Genomic DNA, 22,227 nt, shown 5'->3' on the forward strand with positions numbered 1-22,227 from the left:
CCGCCGGTGACATCAACATACCGTCACCCCATTATCAAAACTCACTTTAAAGCTGCTGGTGTCGGTACCGACAATACCGCTGCCGTTGGCGAGATTCAGATTGACCTTCGTCGCGGTGGTGCTGCTGTGGTCGAGTTGGACGTCGAACACCAAGTTACCGCCTTCAGTCACACTTGGGCTGCTGACGCTGGCGACTTTAGGTTGATCGTTATCTGGCGTACCCGGTTGTTCTGGCGGAATGGTGCCGGTGCCATCATCAATGATGCTACCTTGACCCGACACGGTGTTGCCGTTGACAGTGGCGTCGAGGGTGAAGTTCTCTTTGCCTTCATACACCCCATCTTGCACGGTCGGTACACGGACGATGACTTCGGTTTGACCCGCAGCAATCGTCACTTGGCCATTGGCTGGGACATTGACCCAGTTGCCAGTGCTGTCTTTGTATTGCAAACCGGCGACGTCAGCGGCGGATGCATTGCCGGTTGCGCCATCGGTGATGAGTTTCAACGTCACTTGGGTGTCGGTGGCCGATGGATTGCTCAATTTAACGGTGAAGTCCGCAGCGCTGCCTTCAGACACGCTGACATTGTTCAGCGCCGGCGTGACGCTCAGCGTGCTGCTGTCGTTGTCGAGAATCGTGCCGGTACCGGTTTGGCCTGCGCCAGCGGCGGGTTCGAATTCGCTCTTCGCCGTCAGCGTAATGGTTTCATTGCCTTCCACGATGTTGTCGTTGACGGTGGCCACTTGCACTTTGATGCTGGTGGTACCGGCTGGCACGCTAACCTGTCCGCCGGTGACATTGACATACGTCACCCCATTATCAAAACTCACTTTAAAGCTGTTGGTATCGGTGCCGACGATGCCGCTGCCGTTCGCGAGATTTAGATTCACGGTCGTCGCGGTGGTGCTGCTGTGGTCGAGTTGGACGTCGAACACCAGATTGCCACCCTCAGTCACACTTGGGCTGCTGACGCTGGCGACTTTAGGTTGATCGTTATCTGGCGTACCGGGTTGTTCTGGCGGAATGGTGCCGGTGCCATCATCAATGATGCTACCTTGACCCGACACAGTGTTGCCGTTGACGGTGGCGTTGAGGGTGAAGTTCTCTTTACCTTCATACACCCCATCTTGCACGGTCGGTACACGGACGATGACTTCGGTTTGACCGGCCGCAATCGTGACTTGGCCGTTGGCTGGGACATTGACCCAGCTGCCATTGCTGTCTTTGTATTGCAAACCGGCGACGTCAGTGGCCGATGCATTGCCATTGGTGCCGGTGGTGATGAGATTCAACGTCACTTGGGTATCAGTGGCCGATGGATTGCTCAATTTAACGGTGAAGTCCGCAGCGCTGCCTTCAGACACGCTGACATTGTCGAGGGCTGGCGTGACGCTCAGCGTGCTGCTGTCGTTGTCGAGAATCGTGCCGGTACCGGTTTGGCCTGCGCCAGCGGCGGGTTCGAATTCGCTCTTCGCCGTCAGCGTAATGGTTTCATTGCCTTCCACGATGTTGTCGTTGACGGTGGCCACTTGCACTTTGATGCTGGTGGTACCGGCTGGCACGCTAACCTGTCCGCCGGTGACATTGACATACGTCACCCCATTATCAAAACTCACTTTAAAGCTGTTGGTATCGGTGCCGACGATGCCGCTGCCGTTCGCGAGATTTAGATTCACGGTCGTCGCGGTGGTGCTGCTGTGGTCGAGTTGGACGTCGAACACCAGATTGCCACCCTCAGTCACACTTGGGCTGCTGACGCTGGCGACTTTAGGTTGATCGTTATCTGGCGTACCGGGTTGTTCTGGCGGAATGGTGCCGGTGCCATCATCAATGATGCTACCTTGACCCGACACAGTGTTGCCGTTGACGGTGGCGTTGAGGGTGAAGTTCTCTTTACCTTCATACACCCCATCTTGCACGGTCGGTACACGGACGATGACTTCGGTTTGACCCGCAGCAATCGTCACTTGGCCATTGGCTGGGACATTGACCCAGTTGCCAGTGCTGTCTTTGTATTGCAAACCGGCGACGTCAGCGGCGGATGCATTGCCGGTTGCGCCATCGGTGATGAGTTTCAACGTCACTTGGGTGTCGGTGGCCGATGGATTGCTCAATTTAACGGTGAAGTCCGCAGCGCTGCCTTCAGACACGCTGACATTGTTCAGCGCCGGCGTGACGCTCAGCGTGCTGCTGTCGTTGTCGAGAATCGTGCCGGTACCGGTTTGGCCTGCGCCAGCGGCGGGTTCGAATTCGCTCTTCGCGGTCAGCGTAATGGTTTCATTGCCTTCCACGATGTTGTCGTTGACGGTGGCCACTTGCACTTTGATGCTGGTGGTACCGGCTGGCACGCTAACCTGTCCGCCGGTGACATCAACATACGTCACCCCATTATCAAAACTCACTTTAAAGCTGCTGGTGTCGGTACCGACAATACCGCTGCCGTTGGCGAGATTCAGATTGACCTTCGTCGCGGTGGTGCTGCTGTGGTCGAGTTGGACGTCGAACACCAAGTTACCGCCTTCAGTCACACTTGGGCTGCTGACGCTGGCGACTTTAGGTTGATCGTTATCTGGCGTACCCGGTTGTTCTGGCGGAATGGTGCCGGTGCCATCATCAATGATGCTACCTTGACCCGACACGGTGTTGCCGTTGACGGTGGCGTTGAGGGTGAAGTTCTCTTTACCTTCATACACCCCATCTTGCACAGTCGGTACACGGACGATGACTTCGGTTTGACCGGCCGCAATCGTGACTTGGCCGTTAGCTGGGACATTGACCCAGCTGCCATTGCTGTCTTTGTATTGCAAACCGGCGACGTCAGTGGCCGATGCATTGCCGGTTGCGCCATCGGTGATGAGTTTCAACGTCACTTGGGTGTCGGTGGCCGATGGATTGCTCAATTTAACGGTGAAGTCCGCAGCGCTGCCTTCAGACACGCTGACATTGTTCAGCGCCGGCGTGACGCTCAGCGTGCTGCTGTCGTTGTCGAGAATCGTGCCGGTACCGGTTTGGCCTGCGCCAGCGGCGGGTTCGAATTCGCTCTTCGCCGTCAGCGTAATGGTTTCATTGCCTTCCACGATGTTGTCGTTGACGGTGGCCACTTGCACTTTGATGCTGGTGGTACCGGCTGGCACGCTAACCTGTCCGCCGGTGACATCAACATACGTCACCCCATTATCAAAACTCACTTTAAAGCTGTTGGTATCGGTGCCGACGATGCCGCTGCCGTTCGCGAGATTTAGATTCACGGTCGTCGCGGTGGTGCTGCTGTGGTCGAGTTGGACGTCGAACACCAGATTGCCACCCTCAGTCACACTTGGGCTGCTGACGCTGGCGACTTTAGGTTGATCGTTATCTGGCGTACCGGGTTGTTCTGGCGGAATGGTGCCGGTGCCATCATCAATGATGCTACCTTGACCCGACACAGTGTTGCCGTTGACGGTGGCGTTGAGGGTGAAGTTCTCTTTACCTTCATACACCCCATCTTGCACGGTCGGTACACGGACGATGACTTCGGTTTGACCGGCCGCAATCGTGACTTGGCCGTTGGCTGGGACATTGACCCAGCTGCCATTGCTGTCTTTGTATTGCAAACCGGCGACGTCAGTGGCCGATGCATTGCCATTGGTGCCGGTGGTGATGAGATTCAACGTCACTTGGGTATCAGTGGCCGATGGATTGCTCAATTTAACGGTGAAGTCCGCAGCGCTGCCTTCAGACACGCTGACATTGTCGAGGGCTGGCGTGACGCTCAGCGTGCTGCTGTCGTTGTCGAGAATCGTGCCGGTACCGGTTTGGCCTGCGCCAGCGGCGGGTTCGAATTCGCTCTTCGCCGTCAGCGTAATGGTTTCATTGCCTTCCACGATGTTGTCGTTGACGGTGGCCACTTGCACTTTGATGCTGGTGGTACCGGCTGGCACGCTAACCTGTCCGCCGGTGACATTGACATACGTCACCCCATTATCAAAACTCACTTTAAAGCTGTTGGTATCGGTGCCGACGATGCCGCTGCCGTTCGCGAGATTTAGATTCACGGTCGTCGCGGTGGTGCTGCTGTGGTCGAGTTGGACGTCGAACACCAGATTGCCACCCTCAGTCACACTTGGGCTGCTGACGCTGGCGACTTTAGGTTGATCGTTATCTGGCGTACCCGGTTGTTCTGGCGGAATGGTGCCGGTGCCATCATCAATGATGCTACCTTGACCCGACACGGTGTTGCCGTTGACAGTGGCGTCGAGGGTGAAGTTCTCTTTGCCTTCATACACCCCATCTTGCACGGTCGGTACACGGACGATGACTTCGGTTTGACCCGCAGCAATCGTCACTTGGCCATTGGCTGGGACATTGACCCAGTTGCCAGTGCTGTCTTTGTATTGCAAACCGGCGACGTCAGCGGCGGATGCATTGCCGGTTGCGCCATCGGTGATGAGTTTCAACGTCACTTGGGTGTCGGTGGCCGATGGATTGCTCAATTTAACGGTGAAGTCCGCAGCGCTGCCTTCAGACACGCTGACATTGTTCAGCGCCGGCGTGACGCTCAGCGTGCTGCTGTCGTTGTCGAGAATCGTGCCGGTACCGGTTTGGCCTGCGCCAGCGGCGGGTTCGAATTCGCTCTTCGCGGTCAGCGTAATGGTTTCATTGCCTTCCACGATGTTGTCGTTGACGGTGGCCACTTGCACTTTGATGCTGGTGGTACCGGCTGGCACGCTAACCTGTCCGCCGGTGACATCAACATACGTCACCCCATTATCAAAACTCACTTTAAAGCTGCTGGTGTCGGTACCGACAATACCGCTGCCGTTGGCGAGATTCAGATTGACCTTCGTCGCGGTGGTGCTGCTGTGGTCGAGTTGGACGTCGAACACCAAGTTACCGCCTTCAGTCACACTTGGGCTGCTGACGCTGGCGACTTTAGGTTGATCGTTATCTGGCGTACCCGGTTGTTCTGGCGGAATGGTGCCGGTGCCATCATCAATGATGCTACCTTGACCCGACACGGTGTTGCCGTTGACGGTGGCGTTGAGGGTGAAAAGTTCTCTTTACCTTCATACACCCCATCTTGCACAGTCGGTACACGGACGATGACTTCGGTTTGACCGGCCGCAATCGTGACTTGGCCGTTAGCTGGGACATTGACCCAGCTGCCATTGCTGTCTTTGTATTGCAAACCGGCGACGTCAGCGGCGGATGCATTGCCATTGGTGCCGGTGGTGATGAGATTCAACGTCACTTGGGTATCAGTGGCCGATGGATTGCTCAATTTAACGGTGAAGTCCGCAGCGCTGCCTTCAGACACGCTGACATTGTCGAGGGCTGGCGTGACGCTCAGCGTGCTGCTGTCGTTGTCGAGAATCGTGCCGGTAGCCGTTTGGCCACCAATATTCAGCAGAACGGTTTCGCTGCCTTCAACAAGATTGTCATCCACGGTGGGTAGTGTGACGCTAAAGCTATTGACGCCTGCGGGTACAGTTATTTTTCCAGTGCTGGCATCGTAAGTGACACCATTGCTAAAGCTGGCTGTACCGTAATCGATCGTACTGGCCGTGCCGTTTCCAAGATTGAAGCTATAGCTTTCTGCTTTAGGGCTGGCTGCGCTAAGTGTTACGTTGAAAACCAGTTGATTGCCTTCAATCACGCTGTCATCTTGAAGACCGGGTTGACCGACTTCAATTTTTTGAATTGGCGGGGTGCTTACGTCACCAACATTGATGGTCAGTTGCGCGGTGTCAGTGCCGCCTTTACCGTCACTAATGCTGTAGTTAATGACGACAGGCCCAAGGACATTGTTGGCAGGAATGAAGTTGATTGTGCCATCTGGGTTGATGCTCACTGTGCCTTTGCTTGGGTCTTGAGCTTGTGCGCTGGTAATCGTTAGCGTGTCACCATCAATATCTTTGTCGTTGGCTAATACGTTGATATTCAGAATTGGCGTGTTGATGACGGTGCTAGCGCTATCGTTTGAAGCAACTGGCGCGTCATTGACCGGTGTCACACCCACATTCACTGTAAGGGTATCGGTGCCGCCTTTGCCATCATCGCTGACTTGAACTTGGAAGCTATCTGGACCGGTGTAATCTTTGTTGGGGATGTAGGTGTACGCGCCATTGGCATTGACCACGACGGTACCATGGCTTGGGTCGCTGGTTTTGCTAAAGATGAGTACATCGCCATTGTCGTCTTTGGCAACGAGTTGGCCGCTAACAGGTGTGTCTTCTGGTGTGGTGGTGGTTTGGTCGGTGCCAAGCGGGATGTTATTAGTATCTACAAATTCTGGATTTTTGTTGTCGGCAATAATTTCGGCAGCAATGGCATCGGCAAAGTTGGCTGTAGGCGGTGGCTCGAAGGTGTCGAGCGCGGTTGCAAAATTAAAGCTGAGTGGGTCAACGCCTTCGGCGATGCGCATTAAACGCACAAAACCACTGCCTTCACCACCTCCGGCACCGGCACTGAGACCCGCGGCGGTCGCTTCTAAATCGGTAGAGAGATCTTTCCCTTCATTGAGGGCATTGATGATTTGGTCGGCGCTGTCATTGGTTTTGGCGACTGCGGCTTCTGTGCTGTCGGTGGGGGCCGTACCGAGTAGGTCACCGTCGATCAATAAAGATCGATCCGCGCCCAGCTCGATGATTTGTCCATTTGGGAGCAGTATGGTGAGGTGGCCTTGGGCATCGGTGACGATGACTTGGCCTTCAAGCAATACATCGCCGGCTTTAATCGCTTGCAGCTGACCGCGAGCATCTTTAATAAATGCTTCGCCTTGAACGACGACGATTTGTTGTTTTGCGCCACTGTTTGCGGCAATGATTTGCTCGGCCATGATCAGACTCCAAATAGATTGTTCTATTTTGAAGTCTACGCACAGCTTATGACAAATGCGATTGTACTGAAGTACAACTTGCGTGATTAATTGATACCGTTGACTCTGAGTGTCAGTTGAACTCGGTCATTGACGCTCAGCTTTTCGAAACAAGCACTCAAATGCGCTTTAACCGTGCGTTCGGTGATATTGAGCGCGCGGGCGATTTCTTTATTGCTTTGACCCCGGGCAGCAGCATGCGCGACTTCTCGTTCACGATCAGACAGCACTAAGAGTGGGTCGGGTTTTGCCGGAAGTCGATTGACTGCATTTAGTAAGCGCAACACCAAACTGCGACCGGCCCAGATTTCGCCAGAAACAACCGCGCTAATGACTTGTTGTAATAATTCTTTCGGTGCAGCGGCATGGCAATACGCCGCAGCACCCGCCAAAAGCACTGCATAACCTTCTTCATCGTTCGGGCAGGTATTGACGACGATGACGTACTGATGCTGCATCCGTTGTTGCCAAATCGGTTCGTTCCATGCGGGCAGCATGGGGTATTGGCTGTCGATGACCGCAATACTACCTGCAGCATGTGCCCATTCTTGCTGTGGCAATTCAACGCCATCAAAGCTGGCTTGCCAATGCCGTAATAGGCCACTGTCTTGAGTATAAAAATAAATGGCAGGGGTCATCGTTCGGTCAATGCAGAAGATTTAGCCCGTAGTACTGGCTTGATTAAATAAGAAAGAATCGTTTTTTTTACCGGTCAAAATATCCACTTCAGCCATCATCCCTGGAATAATTGGTAAACGTTTACCGTCTTTTTCTAAAAAGCTATTTTTGGTTTTGACTCGAACCAAATAAAACGCATTGCCTTTCTCGTCTTTGACAGTATCAGCACTGATATTGACAACTTCAGCATCTAATCCACCATAGACCGAAAAGTCATACGCTGAGAATTTAACTAAAGCCGGTTGTGCGGAGCGTAAAAAAGCAATGTCTTTGGGTAAGACTTTAGCTTCTAAAAGTAAGCTTTCGCCTGCTGGTACGATTTCAATAATGTCTTTACCGGGCTGAACAACACCGCCTACGGTATTGGCAAAGAGTTGTTTCACTGTGCCATCCATCGGGGAGCGAATATCCGATTGTTTAACACGGTCGGCTAGGCCTAAATTGCCTTGGCTGATGCTGCTCAGTTTGCCCGAAGTGTCGGCCAGCTCGGTACGTGCTTGGTTGCGAAACATCAAATCGACTTCTTGCGATTTTCGACTGGCTTCGGCGATAGAGGACTGAATACGGGGTATCTGCGCTGAAGCCCCGTCCATTTCGCCCTTGTAGCGAGATACATCTCGTTCTAAGCGTAAAATTTCAACATCCGAGACGGCACCACTTTTTAATAATGGTCGAGTGGCATCGAGCTCTCGCTTGGTCAGATCGTAGCCTTGAATCGCTTGCTCACGTTTGGTGCGCACCTCATTGAGCTCTTGCGTTCTTTGATTCAGTTGCTGTTTAGCAATGCCCATACTGGCATCGAGCTCGGCCATTTTGGATTGATAGAGTAGCTTTTCTTGTGCGGCCAGATCGGGCGCTTCTTTTTCAACCTCCTCAGGAATAAGGAGTGCTTTGCCATTGGCAATAGCGTCAAGGCGGGCGGCTTTGGCTTTGAGTGACAAATATTGCGCACGACCTTCATTGAGCGACGAGGCAAAACGGGTTGAGTCAATTTTGATCAGCAAATCGCCTTTTTTTACCGCTTGGCCTTCATGTACCAAAATTTGTTTGACGATCCCGCCGTCCAAACTTTGAATCACTTGCAATTCACTCGATGGAATGACACGGCCATCGCCCTTGGTGACTTCATCGATTTTGGCGCAACCGGCCCAGAGTAAGAGTACTGCGACGGCCAGCGCAGCAGTACGAATCAGAACGCGAGCGCCGCGTGGGCTTTGCTCCATAATGACATTGTCCGCATCAGCGATGAAATCTCTGTCGTCGATTAAGTCGCTTTTATCGGTACTAAATAAATAGCGATCAAACGTGACGTCACTCCAATGTTGCACGCGCGCCCATATGGATTTGAGGCTTTGCAGTAGTCGCTGCATTATGTACTGCTCCCTGCTTTGCCAATTCGACCTTGTTGCAAGGCTTCAACGACTTGGGCTTTAGGCCCATCGGCCATGATTTGTCCTTGGTCGATCACGATCAGTCGATCAACTAACTCCAGTAATGAGGTGCGGTGGGTGACTAAAATCATCGTTTTACCGGCGAGATAAGTACGCAAGCGGCCCTTTAGACGCTCTTCACTTTGGTGATCCATCGCGCTGCTGGGCTCGTCGAGCATAAAAATCGGCGGGTCATTGAGCGCCGCACGGGCGATTGAAATCGCTTGACGTTGGCCGCCAGAAAGCGATTCGCCGCGCTCACTAATTGGCATTTCAAAGCCACGCGGATGGGCGTTAACAAACTCGGCAATCCCTGCTAAATCGGCAGCGGCAATAATGTGGCCATCTTCGGTGTAAGGGGCACCCATGGCGATATTTTGGCGCAATGAGCCAAAAAATAGTAAAGGATCTTGCGGCACATAGCCGATAGCACGGCGTAACTCTGCCGGGTCAATTTGGCGGGTATCGATCCCATCAATAAGTACCGCACCCTCTGTAGGCTGATACAGCCCTAAAATTAGTTTTTCAATGGTTGATTTACCCGAGCCAATTCGACCAATAATGGCGATTTTTTCTCCGGCATTCATTTTAAAACTGACGTTTTTTAAGGCGATATCGTCATTGTTCGGATATTTGAACGTCACATTGCGAAACTCAATCTCGCCACGGAAGGATTCTCGATGCAAAAAGTTACTGTCGGCAGGTCGCTCAATCGGCATTTGCATATGCGACTCAACAGCGCCAAGCGATGTTTTGGCGTTTTGATATTGCATCAATAAACCCGCTACTTGCCCGAGTGGCGCCATCGCGCGGCCAGCTAGCATCGATGCGGCAATAATGCCCCCCATTGAGAGCTGGCCTTCAATCAGTAAATACACGCCAACAATCACAATCACGACGGACACCAATTGCGTAACCGCTTGTGCGAAATTGACCGTGGTGGTCGACATGAGTTTTAAACGACCGCCAATTTGCGCTAAAAATTGCGTGGCACGCTCCCAGCGACGTTGCATTTCGCTTTCGGCCCCCATGATTTTGATGGTTTCAAGTCCAACCATGCTTTCGACCAAGGTGGCATTGCGTTGTGCAGATGCGCGTTGAGTGAGCTCAACCAGTTGATTCATTTTGGCTTGAGCCAGCCAAGCAAAAGCAATAATTAAAATCGCGCCAACCAAGGGGGGTAAAACCAGCCATGGTGAAATCCAAACTAAAACCAAAAAGAAAATCAATACAAACGGTAAATCAACCAAGGTGGTAATCGAAGCCGAAGCAATAAAATCGCGAACCGACTCAAACGCCCGCAAATTGGCAGTGAACGAGCCCACAGAAGCGGGGCGCGAGCTCATTTGAATACCTAAAACGCGCTCCATAATCAACGCCGATAAAGTCACGTCGATGCGTTTTGAGGCGACATCTAAAATATAGCCGCGTGCAGTTCGCAGGACGAAATCAAAACCCAAGACGAGGATCGCGCCCAGCGCGAGCACCCATAGTGTTTCCATCGCATGGTTGGGCACTACCCGATCGTAAACATTCATGGAATACAAGGGCATGGCTAAGGCAAAAATATTAATCAGCAATGCCGCAATTAAGGCATCACGGTAAATTCGCCAATTATCAAACACGACTCCCCAAAACCAATGCCGTTCACGAATTTTTCCCATTTCTGGGGTGCGTAAATCAAAGCGAAAAACGCGGGCGAACAATCAGCACAATGCCGCTGTACAGCTCAGCTAATTCGGCTTCGCTTAAGATTTCAACCGATTCTGCGCCTTCGGGAAAGCGCACTTTATATTGACCATCGGCTTGGCGTTCAAGTAATAAACAAGCGCGCTGATCATTGAGCAATAAAACGGCCGGCAGTAAGCGATCGGGGATTTCATTGAGGTTGCGGCGCAATACGCGTGCTGATAGGCCCGCGCGTTTGGCGGCGCGTGGCAATAAAGACGGCGTGAGCCGGTTTTCAACTAAAGGCAAGCCGGCAGCCAGAGCTTCATGCGTCCAAGGTGAACCATGAATTCGCGTGAGCTCGACTAAGCAATCGAGTAGGGGATCGAAATGTGCTTGATTTTCGCTAAAATGCCAATCGAATGCGTGTTTGGCAGAGCTGCTTGTAGAACTATCCATAGCGACTCATTTTATAATGGGTATTGTGTTGTTTCTTGGTGTGCAAGCATACAGCAAGCGCAGGTATGGCAAATAGATATAATAATCTAAAAATAGTGTTTTTATTACGATGTGCTATGGCGTAAAGCAAAAATTTTCTTACTTATCGCTTTTACCTTCTCGTGTTGCTTACGATTTTTGCTTCTAGCGAGGGAAATTTTTTATGAAATCATCTGGTTAATTAATGACTTATGAATTGACTCGCCAATCAATCAATTGGATGACTTAAATCCAGTAAAACTTTGCCTGGGTTCATTAGTTGTTGCGGATCGAGTGCTTGTTTGATACTTCGCATCATTAAAAGTTCGGTTGTCGTTCGATATTGACTCAGAGATTGTTTCTTTAATTGCCCAATCCCATGCTCAGCACTAATGCTGCCATTATATTGAGCGACTAAAACGATAAACGATGGTGTTGATGGCTAGCTCAAATTGATAAATCAACGCGGTTTTTTCATTTAAAAACAAGTTGTAATGCAAATTGCCATCACCTAAATGACCAAAAGCCACGATATTGGCATCGGGATATTGCTGAATTAATTCATTTTGGCATTCAGTTAAAAAACGCGGGATGTCGCCAACAGGAATGCTGATATCGTGTTTAATACTCACGCCTTCAATGCGCTGCGCTTCGGGAATGCGTTCACGTAAACGCCAAAAATCTTGAGCTTGCCGCTGATTTTGTGCCACATAGGCATTGCTAAAGCCCGAAGCAAATAAAATCTCGGCTAATTGCGAAATTAATTGCTCGCTATTGCCGCCATCAGACAGCTCAAGTAAGACACACCAAGCTGGTGATGAACTAAAGGGTTGTTGCAGCTGTGGAAAATGCCGCTGTAGTAAATCTAGGCAGGGGCGCGAAATCAACTCAAATGAGGTGACTCGATCGCCGACTTTAGGGCTTGTAGATCGCGCAGTAATTCAACGGCAACCGCTGGTGAATCGACGTCGATTAAGGCGGTAGCGTGCGCCGTAGGTAGCGGATATAGCCGCAATACCGCACGGCTAATTAAACCTAAGGTGCCTTCCGCGCCAACAAATAATTGCTTGAGATCATAGCCCGTATTGTCTTTGCGTAAACCGCGTAAGCCATGCCAAATCGTGCCATCAGCTAGGACGACTTCTAGCCCGAGGGTGAGTTCGCGCATATTGCCGTAGCGCAGAACATTGACGCCACCGGCATTGGTGGCCAGCGCACCGCCAATTTGGCAACTGGCTGCGGCCCCCCAATTGGCTGGAAATAAGCGATTGGCGGCTAAAGCGGCGGTTTGTACTTGTTGTAGCGTGACGCCGGCATCCACGGTAATGGTGTTGTTGTCGGCGTCGACTTCGATGAATTGATTCATCCGTTCAAAAGCGATAATCAGGCTATGGCCGCTGCTGTCTGGCGTAGCGGCACCACATAAACTGGTATTGCCGCCTTGTGGCACCATCGCGATGTGGTGCTGTGCGCAAAGTTTGACCAGTTCCACCAGTTGTTCCGTTGATTTCGGGCGGGCGACGGCCAGTGCTTGGCCTTGGTAGCGACGGCGTTGATCGAGACAATAGGGCGCAGTGTTTTCGCCGAACAATAGGCCGTGAGATTCAGTCATTGACTGAAGTTGTGTCAAAAAATTACTGGGCATGAGTTATGTGCGATCGTCTTTTTGAGCTTGGCTCGCGAGGCGTATTACCTTGAGTTGGTGTGAAAAATGAGTGCATTTTTTACACATGAATAAATGCAGGCGCAGCTGGAGGCCTTCGCTTAAAGATAGAGATCGATCTTGCGATTCAGAGAGTAAAAAAGCAATATCGCGGCATTTCATCATGATGTGGTCCCCGATATTTTTGCGTCAAACCAGTTTTTGTTCTAAACACAGCCGTAAGCTCATACGAGCGCGATACAGCATCACCGAGCAATTAGTCGCGGTGATCTCCAATTGCTGACAGATTTCGCTAATTTCTAACTCCATTACCTCACGCAAGGTAAACACCATGGCGGTGCGTTTGGGCATTTTGGTCGCGCACAGATGATACGTTTGCCAAAAATGCTGATCACTTAAATTGGCTTCGGGCTGGCCCCAGTTGCGTGGCGCTTCGCTGCCCCAGTGGCCGTGCGAATCAAACAGTGAATCAAAATCGCTTCTATCGTTTTCTTCGTCGATCAGCGGAGAAATCAGTTGCGGATCGCGGTAGCGACGACGTTGTACGTCAATAATTTTGTACTTCAAAATGGCGGTTAACCAAGTTTTTTACGCTGGATTGCCCGGTAAAAGACTCGGGCTTTTCGAGCGCTGCCAGCAAAGTTTCTTGCACCACATCTTCGGCCAAAGGCATATCACCAAGCTGAAACAGCGCGTAGCGTAATAAGGCCGAATGATGAGATTGCAACTCGTTTGCCGATATAGTCATATTAAATCCAGAAATTGCGACGTTGCGCGTGTCGGCTGATGACGCGCTGGAAGTGGCTTGGATCTTTTGCAAATGTCATTTCACCGGCCGCTGGCTGGTAAAAATCCAGTAAGCGCGACACCCAAAAACGCAGTGCCGCAGCCCGCAATAGCGTTGGCCAAGCTTGAATCTCTGCAAAGTTGAGTGGCCGCACGCTTTGGTAGGCATTGAGCATGGCCAGTGCGCGCTCATCATCGATTTCGCCGTCTTCAAGCACGCACCAATCATTGAGCGTGATCGCCAAGTCGTATAGCAAAACGTCGGTGCAGGCATAATAAAAATCAATAAAACCGCCAACGTGCTCGCCATTCATTAAGGCATTATCACGGAATAAATCCGCATGAATTACTCCAGTTGGCAGCGTGTCGTGTTGGTGTTGTGTTTGTAATGCTACTTCGGCGGCGAGTAAATCGGCGTCGGCTTGATCCATAAATGAATACAGCGTTGGCGCAATGGCTGTCCACCAGTGTGGGCCGCGTGGATTGGGCATTTTGGCTGGATAGCTCGCTGCAGCCAAATGCATTTGGGCCAACATTTCACCCACTTGGGCGCATTGTTCTACGGTGGGCGATTCGGCGACCGAGCCGGGCAAACACGGTACCAGCAGCGTTGGTTTGCCGTTGAGTTCATCAATATATTGGTGTTGCAAATTGGCGATCGGCGCGGCGACAGCAATGCCGTGCTGCGCCAAATGCACCATTAAATTGACATAAAAAGGCAGTTCATCAGCGCGCAGTGTTTCAAACAAAGTCAGTACATATTTACCATGCGTCGTTGTGACAAAATAATTGGTATTGGTCACACCGGCAGAAATGCCTTTAAGCTCGACCAATTGGCCTAATGAATAGCGGTGCAAAAATGGCGTAATTTCGTCGATGGCGACGGTAGTAAAAACAGACATGGAGCGCTCTCAGAATTCCAATATAACCCAGCTTGGGACGGCGATATTATCAATCATATTGCCTTGCGTCACAAAATTACCTTGGCCGTTGGGGTCAATTAAGAAATACGGTTGGCCAACTTTCGGCACGACTTTGATTTGATATAACCGACCATTGATGCGGTATTCAGTGAGCGTAGCATCGCCTTTTTCAACAATGCGGATATCAGGTTGCGGCTGCGGTTTAGTCGATTTGGCCTCTGCGGGCATCGCCGGCGGGGTATCGGCAACACCGTCGCCGATTGTGGCGGCAAAAGTCGGTAGCGCCAAGCAAAAGCTAAGGCCCAAAATAAGGTGACGCATGAGGCACTCCTTGGGAGTAAAAATAAGGTCGAGCGATGTTGAGCTGTCACCAAGCTGATCAATCAGTGCGGCTTCAATCCATCGCCAAAGGCATTGCGCAAGGGCGCGCAACGCATTGGGAATCTTTGGCCTGAGTACGGCGTATAATGTGGGCTGCAATCCCCATTCTTACAACAGTATAGAGAATTCTCGCATGGCAACGCTGCTTTTAATCGATGGATCATCTTATTTGTATCGCGCTTTCCATGCGATTCGAGATTTAACCGCCCCCGATGGTACACCTAGCAATGCGCTGTATGGCTTTGTGAATATGTTGAAAAAACTGCGTCAGCAAACCCCAGCTGATTATATCGCGCGTGTGTGTTCGATGCTAAAGGACCGACGTTTCGCGATGCACTTTATGATCAATATAAAGCGCAGCGCCCATCGATGCCCGATGAGCTACGCGTGCAAATCGCGCCGATTCATCAAGCCGTGGCCGCGTTTGGGATTCCGATTTTGATGGTCAGTGGTGTTGAAGCCGACGATGTGATCGGTACCTTAGCGCGCGAAGCCAGCCGCCAAGGCATTACGACCATTATGTCGACTGGCGATAAAGACATGGCGCAATTGGTGGATGAATACGCGCGAATCGAAAACAGCATGACCAGCGAAGTGCTACGCCGCGATGAAGTGTTTGCCAAATTTAATGTGTGGCCCGAGCAAATCGTTGACTATTTGGCATTGATTGGCGACACCGTGGACAACGTGCCGGGCGTGCCCAAATGCGGCCCAAAAACCGCCGCCAAATGGTTGGCTGAATATCAAACCCTCGACAATATCATCGCTCACGCTGATGAAATCAAAGGTGTGGTGGGGCAAAATCTGCGTGATACCTTGCCGTGGTTGCCGATGGCCAAAGCCTTGGTGACGATTAAATGTGATGTGGATTTAAGCGCCGAAATCCCGCAAGGCATGGCCGATTTAGTGCCAACAAATGAAGACAGCGCTACCTTATTGGCGTTGTTTAAGCAGTTTGGTTTTCGTAGCTGGGTGCGCGAATTAGAAAGTCGCACGCCTGCAGTCAGTAGTGGCAGTGACGATTTATTCGCAGAAAAAACCGCAGGTATTGCGACCCAAGTAATAACAGAAGAGGCGCAGGTTGAAATACCTGCGGCACCAGCGATTGAACGGCATTATGTAACCATTCAAACCGCAGCGCAGCTCAGCGATTGGCTAGCCAAAATCAATGCCGCAGCAATCACTGCTTTTGATACCGAAACCACGAGCCTAGACGCCATGCAGGCGCGCTTGGTGGGGATGTCGTTTTCGGTGACTGAGGGCGAGGCGGCGTATTTGCCATTGGCGCATTGCGGGCCAGATCATGCCGAACAACTGCCGTTTGATGAAACCTTGGCCTTATTAAAACCGTGGTTAGAATCAAGCCAGCACGGCAAAGTCGGGCAAAACCTGAAATACGATCAGCATGTTTTGGCCAATTACGGCATTGAGCTGGCGGGCATTTGTGATGACACTTTATTGATGTCTTACGTATTGGCCAGCCATGAAAAGCACAATATGGATGATCAAGCAGAACGAGAGCTCGGTGAAACCACGATTAAATACGCTGATATTTGCGGCAAAGGCGCTAAGCAAATTGGCTTTGCCGAGGTCGACGTTGATACCGCCACCCGGTATGCGGCCGAAGACGCCGATATTACTTTGCGTCTGGCGCATACCCTTAAGCCGCGCTTAACTGGCCGGATGCTGGAAGTCTACCGCGACATTGAAATGCCATCGCGCGATGTGCTGTACATTATGGAGCGCAACGGCATTTTGCTCGATTCAGCTTTATTGCAAAAGCAAAGCCACGAGATTGGCTTGCGCTTAATTGAATTAGAAAACCACGCTTACGAGCTGGCAGGCCAGCCGTTTAATTTGGCGTCGCCCAAGCAATTGGGTGAAATATTTTTTGAAAAACTGCAATTGCCAGTGATTAAAAAAACCCCGAAAGGCGCGCCATCCACCGACGAAGAAGTGTTGAGCGAATTGGCCAAAGATTATCCCTTGCCCAAAGTGCTGCTCGAACATCGTAGTTTGTCGAAATTAAAATCCACCTATACCGATAAACTGCCGTTAATGGTGAACCCAAAAACCGGCCGGATTCATACCAGTTTTAATCAAACCGTTGCAGTTACTGGGCGTTTGAGCTCGTCCGAGCCGAATTTGCAAAATATCCCGGTGCGAACTGCTGAAGGCCGCAAAATCCGCGAAGCGTTTATCGCGCCAGCGGGTAGCAAAATTGTTTCGGCCGATTACTCGCAAATCGAGCTGCGGATTATGGCGCATTTATCTAACGATGCCGCGATGCTCAAAGCGTTTGAACAAGGGCAAGACATTCACAAAGCCACTGCCGCCGAAGTATTTGGCATTGCGCTGGACGAAGTGAGCAGCGAGCAGCGCCGTTATGCCAAATCGATTAACTTTGGTTTGATTTACGGCATGGGCGTGTTTGGTTTGGCGCAGCAATTGGAAATCACCCGCGAAGCGGCAAAAACCTTTATCGAGCGCTATTTCAATCGCTTTTACAGCGTGGCCGATTATATGGAGCAAACGCGGCAATCGGTGCGCGAAAACGGTTATGTCGAAACCGTGTTTGGTCGCCGGTTATGGCTGCCCGAAATTAAATCGAGCAATGGCGCTAAACGCGCCGGTGCCGAGCGCGCCGCGATTAACGGCCCAATGCAAAGGCACTGCCGCCGATTTAATCAAATTGGCAATGATTGCGGTGGCCAAGTGGTTGGATGCCGAACAATTGCAAAGTAAGTTATTACTGCAGGTGCACGATGAATTGATCTTGGAAGTGCCTGAAGCCGAGTTGGAATTGGTGACGCGCAAACTACCCGAAATCATGGCCAGCGTGGCGCAACTCAAAGTGCCGTTATTGGCCGAAGTCGGCGTGGGCAATAATTGGGAAGAAGCGCATTGATTTTACTCGGCGTATTGCTCGCGCAGCGGTAAGACGCCGGATGCAGCGACGATCAATCACGCGTGGCGTAATGCATGTGGCGATTACGCCTTACGGTTCTGGCTTATGTTGAAATCGTATTTGGTCGTCGTTTATGGCTACCCGGAATTAAATCTAGCAATGATGCCAAATGCCCCGAGATTAGCGGCCCAATACAAGACACCATCGCTGATTTAATCGAATTGGTAAGGATTGCTGTTGTAGGTACACGACGAATTAATATTAAAATTACCTGAGGCAGAGCTGATAAAAGTAACATCTGAATTAGCAGTTATTATGGCGTGTGTTGCTCAGCTTAAAGTGCCATTATTAGCTGAAGTGGGGGCTAGGGAAAATTGGGAAGAAGCACATTGAACTTCCTCTATGCACTGCAGCTCAGATTACTAATTAAAGTCCAGAAAAATATCTAATTGACTGAGATACACAATGAACAGAACTCTAAAAAAAATCATCAAAGGGCTGCTTTTAAGTATAATCATTTCCTTGTTTTGCAGTAATGCTATAGCTCAAAGTGAATTATGCGTCAATAAGGCTTGCCTTGGTATGACTCTTGAGGAAGCCTCAAAACTTCCTCTTTCAAATGCTAGTGCCCTAAAATTAGAAGTATCAGAAAATCGAAGAGGAGTAGGTGACTTCGGGGTAGATTTCGATGGAAAGAGAGTTTATTTTGTTGGTGATGTAATTGATAAAAGCATAATCAATTTACTAAAGAATAATGTAAAAACGATATGTTCCCCAAATACTAGCTTTCAAGCAAAATTATTAGCTAGTGATGGAGAACCTATAACCCTTTTCTTTGGACCAACTGCTATTGATGGGGCAATTAAATGGACTGTACAAAGAATAAATAGAAAACTACCTGCAAAAATTAGCAAAAGTGAACTAGAGAAATTTAAGGAAGAAGCAAAAAACAGATATGGAGAATATTGGATTGACCGAAATGGCAAAGATTGGAACAAACAGTTAAATGGTCCAAGCGTATCAATTGGAGTAAGTTTAGGTATTGGACAATTGTTAATTTTAGAAACTCCATACAAAAGAATTAATACGATGGAGCAGAAAGGTTGTTCCGACAAGTTATCAATAGATTAACTATTCTCTCGTTCAGCACCGTAGGTTGGGCTCGCTTGCGAAGCCCAACGTTTACCGCGAGAAACCGCCAACCATGGCGGTTTTTCTTTCTGCAATGATTCATTCAACTCGTAAGCCGCAATCGATCGAATTCGATGCAACCGTAGGGGGCAATGAGCTTTAGCCAATTGCACCGGCTTTGGCGTAAATTGAACCGATCTTGGTGCCGATTGCTCAATGTTTGAATCTCATTGGCTTGGGTTATCCACCCACGGTGATTTGGCGCAATTCGCTACGCTCATTGTCGCCCTACTTGATTTTTCCTTTTCGCCAGCATGAGTTGCCATCGTTGTTTTTAAGATGCAGCTGGCTTTATATTGAATCAAATCTTCAATCAAAGACATTTTTTGAGGGTATCGACTGCTGAGTTAATTTGAATATTACTCAGCGATGCATACCCCAACAGCCAGCCGCTTTTTTTTCTTTCCCCCAAATAAAATTGCGACAGTGGCCGTAGCGCGAGGCCTTGCGCTTGGCCGGCTGCGGTCCATTGCGGTTCACGGTGATGGTCGACTTCAACTGCAAATTGCAAGCCGCCGTTCACATTAACGGTTTGAATCAGCGCAGAGAGTGGTTGCAAGGCCGTGAGCAAATAAATCTCGGCGGCTACGATAGAGCACGCGCATTTGCCGGATATGGCTGGCGAAATGCCCTTGGTGCATAAAATCGGCGGTAACAGCTTGCGCCAGTTGCTGCGTATGGCCGTCAAACGCGGCGCGCGCATTGACAAAGGCCGGTATTAAATCGGGCGGTAAAACGAGATAAGCAATGCGTAGCGATGGAAACAGCACTTTGCTAAAGGTGCCGATATAAATCACGCGGCCTTGCTGATCTAGCCCTTGCAGGGCGGGGAGCGGGCGCTGCTCGTAGCTAAATTCGCTGTCGTAATCGTCTTCAATAATCCAGGCATTGTGCTGGGCAGCTTGCTCGAGTAAGGCCATGCGGCGGGACAAACTCATTGTTACCCCAAGCGGGTATTGATGTGAGGGCGTTGTGTAGATTAGCTTGGGTGGCGATAGGGTGCTGGAAAGCTCGGTGTTGAGACCATCGTGATCGACCGGTGCTGGAATGATTTTTGCGCCAGCCGAGAGCAGCGCGTTGCGTGCGCCCAAATAGCCCGGTTCTTCGAGCCACACGCTGTCATTTGGATCAATCAGTAATTGGGCAATGAGTTGCAGTGCTTGCTGCGAGCTGGTCAGCACTAAAATTTGCGCCGCATCACAAACCACGCCACGCGATTGCGCTAAATAGCCGGCAATGGCTTCGCGTAGTTCGGGCAGACCTTGCGAATCGCCATAACGCATCAAGCGCTCGCCGTCTTTTTTTCCAGCGCTGTTGGGTCATTTTGCCCCACAACTCACGGGGAAACGCGGCGGGGTCAGGTTGGCCCGCAGTAAAAGCGGTGAATGGCGAAGTGGCATCGCGGCAGGTGCCGGCCTCAACCATCATTTTCCCGCGTTGTGATAAGCCTGCGGCGGTTTTGCGCGGACGCGCTGGCTTGGGCTGTGCGGCAATGGCGACAAAACTGCCAACACCCACTTGGCGATGTAGATAGCCTTCGGCCTCTAATTGCGAAAAAGCCAGCTCAACCGTGCTGCGTGAAATCGCCAAATCGGCTGCCAGCACGCGGCTGGCCGGCACTTTGCTTCCTAATGGCAAATGCCCCGCCAAAATCGCCTTGCGTAAAGTTCGCGATAATTGTGCATACAGTGCTAAATCAGGCTGCGACTCGGCAGCAAATAAAGTGGGCAATGCGGACATTGGTCTGGCCTCTATCGCTAAATTGGTTTGCAACATTAGGCCATTATGCCGTTACAGTAAGGCTTGTGAAAAGCTTGGGGTTGAAGTGATGATTATTCGGAAAGCAACTATGCAAGATGCCACGGCCATTGCGGCATTACATGCGAAAAACTGGCAGCAGGCGTATCACGAATCATTAAGTGCCGCATATCTGCGTGATCAGGTTCCACAGGAGCGCTTGGCGCTTTGGCAAATGCGTTTACAGCAGCCAGCGAATAATCAAAGTATTTGGTTGGCCGAAAACGACGGTGAACTATGCGGATTTGCTTGTGCTTATGGCGGGCAAGATCCGCGATGGGGAACGTATATCGACAATCTACATGTTGCAGTCACCTCGCGGCGCAGTGGCGTCGGTCGTGCTTTATTGGCAGCAGTCGCACTCTGGCATGATGAAGTGTATCCATCGCAAGGCCTTTATTTATGGACAATAGAGATCAATACCTATGCGATTCGCTTTTATCAAGCATGTTCTGCCGTCGCACATGACGTCGATGTTTGGCGCGCACCAGATGGCTCGCTCGTGCCGGTTATTCGAATGGCATGGCCAGGTGTTCAGCGTTTAATGCTAGATCCTGAGCAGTAATAATCAGCACGTGGCCAATGCGGACATTGGTCTGGCCTAGTTGGAGAAATTGGTCTGTAGCAAAAGACCATTATGCCGTTATAGTAAATTGCCTAGGGTCTGTTGATGTTTAGTTTGCCAACCGCGTTTGCGCGGATTTTGGCCTGAGGCAAGGCACGAAGCGCGTAGCGTAGTCATTCTACGCCAGCGCTTGGTAACGCAGCATCAGGCTGACTTTATTTAAAAAAGCCGCCGCCAAACCCTGCGGGCTGGGCGCTTTTCGCGGCGACTCTGTGTTGTAGCAAGCTCACATAGAATGACTATGCATCGCTTACTACGTCTTGATTCGCCGCGAAAAGCACTCCAGCGCGGCGGGAAACCAAACGTCAACAGACCCTGGGTAATTTGGTCAGCAGCGGTGTGGGTTTCTTGACTTGAATCTGAATGTTGACTGCTTTGATCGCAGTGCGCCTTGGCGCTTGCGAATGATTTGATGAAAGGAAATCAGCGTGCGAGATGTTTTATTGTTGGTGCATTTTTTGGGTTTGGTCATTGGGGCAGGCTCTGGCTTTGCCTTGTTTTTTATTGGCCATTTGGCGCAGCGTTGGCCAGCAGAGGCTAGGCGAGAAACGATGGTGCGTTTGTTTGCGCTGCGCTATGCCTCGTATGTTGGTTTATTGCTATTAGTGCTGTCGGGCGGCGCTTTATTGCGGCCTTACAGCACACAGTTAGCGCAGATGCCGTGGTTGTGGGTCAAAGCGCTTGCGGTCACGGTGATTGTGATTTGCGCCGTGCTCGGGGTATGGCGGATGCGACAAGTACCGCAGCAGCCGGCGGCGTTATTACGCTTGCCGATATTGGGTAAAGTCAGTTTGGCCGCCAGTGTGTTGGCGATTTTGGCGGCGGTAATGGCGTTTTCTTAAG

Annotated in this window: 21 protein-coding genes and 2 pseudogenes; 5 read left to right on the plus strand and 18 right to left on the minus strand. The window is 50.8% G+C overall.

Features of this window, described 5'->3' with window-relative positions:
• Positions 1 to 12: 12 nt before the first annotated feature.
• The 15 genes and pseudogenes from GKO28_RS10050 to GKO28_RS10095 form a co-directional block, all read right to left on the minus strand.
• A complete protein-coding gene (locus GKO28_RS10050) occupies positions 13 to 4,998 on the minus strand; it encodes a Calx-beta domain-containing protein (RefSeq protein ID WP_182076169.1) in 4,986 nt (1,661 codons plus the stop codon).
• Positions 4,884 to 6,818: a retention module-containing protein gene (locus tag GKO28_RS10055; RefSeq protein WP_182076170.1), complete on the minus strand. Its 1,935-nt coding sequence runs from the start codon at positions 6,816 to 6,818 to the stop codon at positions 4,884 to 4,886. The genes GKO28_RS10050 and GKO28_RS10055 overlap by 115 nt, the downstream gene beginning before the upstream one ends.
• Positions 6,819 to 6,904: 86 nt before the next feature.
• On the minus strand, positions 6,905 to 7,495 hold the full coding sequence (locus GKO28_RS10060; RefSeq protein WP_182076171.1) for a response regulator transcription factor: 591 nt from the start codon (positions 7,493 to 7,495) through the stop codon (positions 6,905 to 6,907).
• A gap of 21 nt (positions 7,496 to 7,516) precedes the next feature.
• Complete coding sequence (locus GKO28_RS10065) at positions 7,517 to 8,905, minus strand: HlyD family type I secretion periplasmic adaptor subunit (RefSeq protein ID WP_247646470.1); 1,389 nt, start codon at positions 8,903 to 8,905, stop codon at positions 7,517 to 7,519.
• The gene (locus GKO28_RS10070; RefSeq protein WP_247646471.1) at positions 8,905 to 10,671 is read right to left on the minus strand and encodes a type I secretion system permease/ATPase; all 1,767 of its coding nucleotides are present in this window, start codon (positions 10,669 to 10,671) and stop codon (positions 8,905 to 8,907) included. Before GKO28_RS10070 ends, GKO28_RS10065 begins: the two co-directional genes overlap by 1 nt.
• Positions 10,646 to 11,092: a cysteine peptidase family C39 domain-containing protein gene (locus tag GKO28_RS19780; protein WP_247646472.1), complete on the minus strand. Its 447-nt coding sequence runs from the start codon at positions 11,090 to 11,092 to the stop codon at positions 10,646 to 10,648. The genes GKO28_RS10070 and GKO28_RS19780 overlap by 26 nt, the downstream gene beginning before the upstream one ends.
• A gap of 247 nt (positions 11,093 to 11,339) precedes the next feature.
• The gene (locus GKO28_RS21450) at positions 11,340 to 11,429 is read right to left on the minus strand and encodes an FAD-linked oxidase C-terminal domain-containing protein (RefSeq protein ID WP_282099270.1); all 90 of its coding nucleotides are present in this window, start codon (positions 11,427 to 11,429) and stop codon (positions 11,340 to 11,342) included.
• Positions 11,430 to 11,534 (minus strand): annotated as a pseudogene (locus GKO28_RS22235) (FAD-linked oxidase C-terminal domain-containing protein); the annotation flags it as partial.
• Complete coding sequence (locus tag GKO28_RS19785) at positions 11,512 to 11,997, minus strand: FAD-binding oxidoreductase (protein ID WP_282099271.1); 486 nt, start codon at positions 11,995 to 11,997, stop codon at positions 11,512 to 11,514. The pseudogene GKO28_RS22235 and the gene GKO28_RS19785, both read right to left, overlap by 23 nt.
• Positions 11,994 to 12,722, minus strand: coding sequence for an FAD-binding oxidoreductase (locus tag GKO28_RS19790; protein ID WP_247646473.1), 729 nt, complete (start codon positions 12,720 to 12,722; stop codon positions 11,994 to 11,996). Before GKO28_RS19790 ends, GKO28_RS19785 begins: the two co-directional genes overlap by 4 nt.
• A 36-nt stretch (positions 12,723 to 12,758) precedes the next feature.
• Positions 12,759 to 12,938 (minus strand): zf-HC2 domain-containing protein, encoded by a 180-nt coding sequence (locus GKO28_RS22800; RefSeq protein WP_182076172.1) that lies wholly within the window; start codon positions 12,936 to 12,938, stop codon positions 12,759 to 12,761.
• 24 nt (positions 12,939 to 12,962) lie between these two features.
• Positions 12,963 to 13,340 carry a sigma factor-like helix-turn-helix DNA-binding protein gene (locus tag GKO28_RS10085; RefSeq protein ID WP_247646474.1) on the minus strand — a complete coding sequence of 126 codons (378 nt, stop codon included), beginning with the start codon at positions 13,338 to 13,340 and terminating at the stop codon, positions 12,963 to 12,965.
• Entirely contained in the window at positions 13,321 to 13,521 is a 201-nt protein-coding gene (locus GKO28_RS19795) for a sigma factor (protein ID WP_247646475.1), read from the minus strand. Before GKO28_RS19795 ends, GKO28_RS10085 begins: the two co-directional genes overlap by 20 nt.
• Before the next feature lies 1 nt (position 13,522).
• Entirely contained in the window at positions 13,523 to 14,461 is a 939-nt protein-coding gene (locus tag GKO28_RS10090) for a homoserine kinase (protein ID WP_182076173.1), read from the minus strand.
• A 9-nt stretch (positions 14,462 to 14,470) separates the two neighbouring features.
• Positions 14,471 to 14,803, minus strand: a complete 333-nt coding sequence (locus GKO28_RS10095) for a DUF2782 domain-containing protein (RefSeq protein WP_182076174.1) — start codon at positions 14,801 to 14,803, stop codon at positions 14,471 to 14,473.
• A 193-nt stretch (positions 14,804 to 14,996) separates the two neighbouring features.
• On the opposite strand from GKO28_RS10095, the pseudogene polA reads away from it, so the two are divergent.
• From polA to GKO28_RS10110, 3 genes and pseudogenes are all read left to right on the plus strand, one after another.
• Positions 14,997 to 17,771, plus strand: a pseudogene (polA, locus tag GKO28_RS10100) (DNA polymerase I).
• Positions 17,772 to 17,845: 74 nt separating this feature from the next.
• Positions 17,846 to 18,046 carry a hypothetical protein gene (locus GKO28_RS10105; RefSeq protein ID WP_182076175.1) on the plus strand — a complete coding sequence of 67 codons (201 nt, stop codon included), beginning with the start codon at positions 17,846 to 17,848 and terminating at the stop codon, positions 18,044 to 18,046.
• A 190-nt stretch (positions 18,047 to 18,236) separates the two neighbouring features.
• Complete coding sequence (locus GKO28_RS10110) at positions 18,237 to 18,902, plus strand: hypothetical protein (protein ID WP_182076176.1); 666 nt, start codon at positions 18,237 to 18,239, stop codon at positions 18,900 to 18,902.
• A 373-nt stretch (positions 18,903 to 19,275) separates the two neighbouring features.
• Here the strand turns inward: GKO28_RS10110 and GKO28_RS10115 are convergent, their stop codons facing one another.
• Genes GKO28_RS10115 through GKO28_RS10125 form a run of 3 tightly spaced genes read right to left on the minus strand, consistent with a single transcriptional unit; the run spans position 19,276 to position 20,702 of the window.
• On the minus strand, positions 19,276 to 19,521 hold the full coding sequence (locus GKO28_RS10115; protein ID WP_203564086.1) for a hypothetical protein: 246 nt from the start codon (positions 19,519 to 19,521) through the stop codon (positions 19,276 to 19,278).
• Entirely contained in the window at positions 19,487 to 20,245 is a 759-nt protein-coding gene (locus GKO28_RS10120; RefSeq protein ID WP_203564087.1) for a PLP-dependent aminotransferase family protein, read from the minus strand. The genes GKO28_RS10115 and GKO28_RS10120 overlap by 35 nt, the downstream gene beginning before the upstream one ends.
• Positions 20,160 to 20,702, minus strand: coding sequence for a GntR family transcriptional regulator (locus tag GKO28_RS10125; protein ID WP_203564088.1), 543 nt, complete (start codon positions 20,700 to 20,702; stop codon positions 20,160 to 20,162). The genes GKO28_RS10120 and GKO28_RS10125 overlap by 86 nt, the downstream gene beginning before the upstream one ends.
• Before the next feature lie 88 nt (positions 20,703 to 20,790).
• Between GKO28_RS10125 and GKO28_RS10130 the strand changes: the two genes are divergently transcribed.
• Together GKO28_RS10130 and GKO28_RS10135 are read left to right on the plus strand one after the other, a co-directional pair.
• Positions 20,791 to 21,324, plus strand: coding sequence for a GNAT family N-acetyltransferase (locus GKO28_RS10130; RefSeq protein ID WP_182076177.1), 534 nt, complete (start codon positions 20,791 to 20,793; stop codon positions 21,322 to 21,324).
• 488 nt (positions 21,325 to 21,812) lie between these two features.
• A complete protein-coding gene (locus GKO28_RS10135; RefSeq protein WP_182076178.1) occupies positions 21,813 to 22,226 on the plus strand; it encodes a hypothetical protein in 414 nt (137 codons plus the stop codon).
• Position 22,227 lies beyond the last annotated feature (1 nt).

The organism is Deefgea sp. CFH1-16 (assembly GCF_016881365.1).
In the GTDB taxonomy this organism is placed as follows: Bacteria; Pseudomonadota; Gammaproteobacteria; order Burkholderiales; family Chitinibacteraceae; genus Deefgea.